The 4,507-nt window shown below is 61.9% G+C and carries 5 protein-coding genes and 1 pseudogene; 1 reads left to right on the forward strand and 5 read right to left on the reverse strand.

Going from position 1 to position 4,507, the window contains the following annotated elements; all coding sequences use genetic code 11:
- The 4 genes and pseudogenes from EOD07_RS23860 to EOD07_RS23875 all read right to left on the reverse strand — a co-directional run.
- Positions 1–542: pseudogene (locus EOD07_RS23860) on the reverse strand (ABC transporter permease); the annotation flags it as partial.
- Positions 532–1,302, reverse strand: a complete 771-nt coding sequence (locus EOD07_RS23865) for an ABC transporter ATP-binding protein (RefSeq protein ID WP_127237195.1) — start codon at positions 1,300–1,302, stop codon at positions 532–534. The gene EOD07_RS23865 and the pseudogene EOD07_RS23860, both read right to left, overlap by 11 nt.
- Positions 1,302–2,276 carry an ABC transporter substrate-binding protein gene (locus EOD07_RS23870; protein ID WP_127237196.1) on the reverse strand — a complete coding sequence of 325 codons (975 nt, stop codon included), beginning with the start codon at positions 2,274–2,276 and terminating at the stop codon, positions 1,302–1,304. Before EOD07_RS23870 ends, EOD07_RS23865 begins: the two co-directional genes overlap by 1 nt.
- A gap of 31 nt (positions 2,277–2,307) precedes the next feature.
- Entirely contained in the window at positions 2,308–3,045 is a 738-nt protein-coding gene (locus tag EOD07_RS23875; protein ID WP_127237197.1) for a 5-formyltetrahydrofolate cyclo-ligase, read from the reverse strand.
- An 87-nt stretch (positions 3,046–3,132) separates the two neighbouring features.
- On the opposite strand from EOD07_RS23875, the gene EOD07_RS23880 reads away from it, so the two are divergent.
- Positions 3,133–3,978, forward strand: coding sequence for a MurR/RpiR family transcriptional regulator (locus tag EOD07_RS23880; protein WP_073988143.1), 846 nt, complete (start codon positions 3,133–3,135; stop codon positions 3,976–3,978).
- A 100-nt stretch (positions 3,979–4,078) separates the two neighbouring features.
- Here EOD07_RS23880 and EOD07_RS23885 read toward each other — a convergent pair.
- Positions 4,079–4,507, reverse strand: a 429-nt coding sequence (locus EOD07_RS23885) for a sugar phosphate nucleotidyltransferase (protein ID WP_245470437.1), incomplete at its 5' end; no start/stop codon positions are given.

The raw sequence follows: 4,507 nt of genomic DNA on the forward strand, positions 1-4,507 counted from the left end.
GCGCTGCGCAACTGGACGAAACGCATCACATCCCATTTGCCGCCGCCATAGGCCCGCACCAGATCGGCGCTGCGCAGGTCGATCTGCGTCAGGCCGACCACGGTCGCGGTCATGGTGACGAAGTAGCAGCCGATCGCCGCCAGCGTCACGCGGGGCGAGATGCCGGTCATGGTCAGCGCCAGGATCGGCGCGATCGCGATGGTGGGCACCGCAAAGATGCTGACGTTGAAACCGCGAAACAGTCGCGCCGCCAAGGGCGAGAGGACGAACGACATGCCGGCGGCGATGGCGACGATGTTTCCGATGACGAAACCCAGGGTGGACGAAACCAACGTGGACCACACATGCGGCGGATAGTCCGCACGGTCCGCCCAGAAACGTTCGCCGATGGCGGTCAGCGAAGGCAGCGCGCCACCGGCGACCAGATGGAAGCGGCCGGCAATCTCCCACAGAACGAGGAGAACGACGATATTGCGGACAGGCGCCACCCACGACGTCGAGGCGAACACCTTCGGCACGGGAAAGACCTGCTCAGCCGCCATGAAGCACCTCTGCGATCCGGTCGCAGAGCTGATGGAAGGCCGGGTCGGAAAACAGGTCCGGACTGCGCGGACGCGCGAACGGAATGTCGATGATTGCGGCGACGCGGCCCGGCCGGCTGTGCATCACCGCGACGCGGTCGGCCAGGAATACCGCTTCGTCGATGCCATGCGTGACCAGAAGCGCCGTGCAACGTGTCTCGGCCCAGATGCGCTGCAGCTCGATGTTCATCTGCCGCCGAAGAATCTGATCCAGCGCGCCGAATGGCTCATCGAGGAAGAGGACGCCGGGTTCGGTGACCAGCGAGCGCGCGATCGCGACTCGCTGGCGCATCCCACCGGACAACTCGCCCGGCAGCGACTTCTCGAAGCCTTTCAGTCCTACCAACTGGATGAGTTCCGCGATCTTGGCGGCGTAGGCGCCCCGGTCGCGCTTGAGCACGTCGAGCGGCAGGGCGATGTTGTCCTCGACATTGCGCCAGGGCAGCAGCGCCGCATCCTGAAAGGCGACGCCAGTCAGGCCGCTGGCGGTCGCCTTGGCGGATGTCTGTCCACCGACTTCGATCCTTCCGCTGTCGGCGTTTTCAAGGCCGAGCGAGAGCCGCAATATGGTCGACTTGCCGCAGCCGGAAGGCCCCAGCAGAGCCGTGAACGAACCCGGCTCGCAAACCAGCGAGACGTCGCGCAAGGCTTCGACGGTCTTGCCTCGCGCGACAAAGGTCTTCGAAACATCGGAGAGCCGGATTCCGCCCGCACCGGCCATCAGACTTCCTGGAGAAGCGTCGTGTCGAACATTTCGCGCGAGCCTTTGATGCCGGCCTGGCCAAGAGCGTCGAGCGTCTTGGCGATGCCTTCCTCGCTCATGGCGAAGGCGCCGCCCGGATTTTCGATCAATGGCTTCTGAGCATTGTTGAAGAAGACCTCGTTGTCGATGGTGCGGCCGGTGCCCTTGAACCAGGTTTCCGCGAATTTCGGCGGATAGGCGTTCGGATCCTTGAGGTTTTCGGCCCATCCCTTGCGGCTGGCGCGGAGCCAGGCCACGAGCTCCTTGCGCTTGCTGGCAAGCGTGTCCTCGATCACGACCACAGTATCCTGGAAGATCGTGTAGCCATAGTCGTAAAGCAGGAAGAAGTGGGCATCGACGCCGCTGGCCTGCTTGATCGTGTAGGGCACGTTGGTGGTGAAATCGAGCGATGCGTCGATCTCTCCCTTGATCAGCGGTGTCGGATCGTAGGCGTATGGCACGATGTTGACCTTGGCCCGATCGACGCCGTTGATCTTCAGCATCACCTCGACGGAGATCACGTTGACCGGTGGCACGGCCAATGTCTTGCCTTCCAATTCCTTCGGATTGTTGATCGGCTTCGACGCCAGTGAAATGATCCCGTGCGGGTTCTTCTGGTACTGGGTGCCGATGATCTTGAACTTGGCGCCCTGTTCGATGATCGCCTTGATCGTGGTGTCCGGGGTGGTCAGCGCCAGATCGGCCTTGCCGGCGACGATCGAGCTCTCCGGAATGACGTCCGGGCCGCCGGACAAATAGGTCAGGTCCAGCCCTTCATCCTTGTAATAGCCATTGTCGATGGCGGTGAAATAGCCGGTGAATTCGGCATCGTTGATCCACGCCGCCTGCATCGTGAGCGGATTGGCGGCCCTGGCGATGCGGGCCATGGCCGGTAACGCCACGCCCGCGCCCATCAGGGCCATGAAATGACGGCGGTCCAATGTTTTAGGCATGCTATTCCCCTTCTTTGCTTGTATCGCCCCGTTACGCGAGGCCTCTTATTCTCTGCAGTTCCCGGATGGGCGGGGTCGAGGCGATCTGCTCGGGTTCAAGCAGGTCCCACTTGACGCCGTGCGGCCGCTTTCCACGCTTCTCGACCGAGATCAGTCGGCTTGGCGTCGCGATGTAGTCGACCAGGATGTCCGTTTCGCTCGGCACCAGCTTGTCCTCGACGACCTGGACGTCGTGCACGACGGCGACGACCGGCGTCCTCTCGTCGACGATACCGATATCGGTGAACATGCCCCATTCAAGATCGAAAAAGCCGTGCCCTTTGCCAAATCTGACGCCGTCCAGCGACACCGCGGAAGCGCCGGTGACCATGATGTCGAACCGGCCGCGGGCAGCGACGTCCTGGAGCGTGACGGGCTTGCCGAAATGCTCCATCCCGTCGAGCCAGGCGGCATAGAGCTCGGCTCCCTTCGGCACCATGCCGGGCTCGATCATCACGAAGCCGCGATAGATCCCGTATGTCGACATCACGAAAGGCACGCCGCGCTCGATCAGGCGGCGGCGAAGATCGACCAGACAATTGTCGGGCGTGATGAACGCGTATTTCGTGCCCTTGTACGCATCCATCGCCGCGATCTTGTCGGTGGCTTCTTCCGATCCTTCGAAATCGGGAATGACCTCGCCAAAATTCAGGTGAAATCGAGTATCCGGCTTAGCCACATCGGCGAGTTTCGACCATATTCTCTGTCGGATGATTTTTGATGTGGACACGAACAGCCCTCTCGAGTTTCATTGTTTCATAACTGTGAAACACGGGTTTCATGATTGCAAGCCCCTTTTTGCGCGAAGTGAGGCGACTTGGCTTCCCGATTGACCCTTCGAATTCAGGAACGCTTCTCAGGCCTGACCCAGGGCGAGCAGAAGCTGGGCAGGCTTATCCTGGAAGGACAAGACGACATGCTGGCGCTGTCGGCCACCGAACTCGCGGAGATGGCCGGGGTATCGAAGGCGACCGCCGCACGGTTTTTCCGTTCACTGGGCTATTCGGATTTCAACGAGGTGCGGACCCAGGCGCGGGAAGAGCGAAACCGCACGCAACCCTACCATTTCGCCAGATCCGCTGCCGATCGCGGGACGCTCGGTCCAATTGCGGCCCACCTCGAACTGGAATTGACCAGCCTCACGCGCACGTTCGAGGAACTGAATTCGACCAGAATGACGGCGGCGGCCAAGCTTATTGCCGAGGCACGGCAGGTCTGGGTGCTGGGCGTCGGCCTCGAAGAAGGGCTCGCGCGCTACGCGCGGCTGTTGTTGGCGAGGCTGCGCCACGGCGTCATGCTGTTGAACGATGGCAGCGGCAGTTGGGCCGAGGCACTGGCGATGACGGGCCCACGCGACGTGCTGATACTGCTGACCTTGGACCCTCGCCCCAAGATATTGAAGCCGATCCTGGCTTATCTGCACACGACACGCGTCAACATCATCACCGCGACCGACCAGACCTATGTTGGCCGTGCCGAGCGGTTCTCGCAGGTCGTTCTGCCCTGCCATGTGACCAGCCTGGGCCTTGGCCCGTCACACACGAGCATGGCCAGCGTAACGCGTCTGCTTGCCGTCGCCTATGCCGAGTATGTCGGGGACGCGGCGCTCAAGCGCATGGACATCGTCGCCGACATCCACGAGGAACTGGACGACGTTGACTAAAGCATGTCTCCCGAAAGCGGAAACCGGTTTCGGGGCAAAGACATGCGTAATATCAAAAACCTAAGGCGCATGGAGCGAATCTGAAAGATCGCGACGCGCTTTAGAACGCCGCGCCGCGGCGCTCCGCCGGCCGCACCTCGTCGAGCAGCGTGCGGATGACGCCGGCCATGCTTCCGTTCATGTCGCTGCGCCATAGCGCGAAGGCGACGTTGGCTTCGACGAAACCTTCCGGCGAGCCGCAATCGAAAGTGCGCCCCTTGTAGTGATAGCCGTAGAAGGGCTGCTGTTTCTCCAGCTTCAGCATCGCGTCGGTCAGCTGGATTTCGTTGCCGGCGCCGCGTTCCTGTCTTTCCAGGATGCCGAAGATTTCCGGCTGCAGGATGTAGCGGCCGTTGATGAAGAGGTTGGACGGCGCGGTGCCCTGTTTCGGCTTCTCCACCATGCCGGTGATGCGGAAGCCGTGATGGGTGTCCTCGCCGCGGCCGACAATGCCGTATTTATGCGCTTCCGCCGGATCGCATTCCTGCAC

The organism is Mesorhizobium sp. M2C.T.Ca.TU.002.02.1.1, assembly GCF_003997225.1.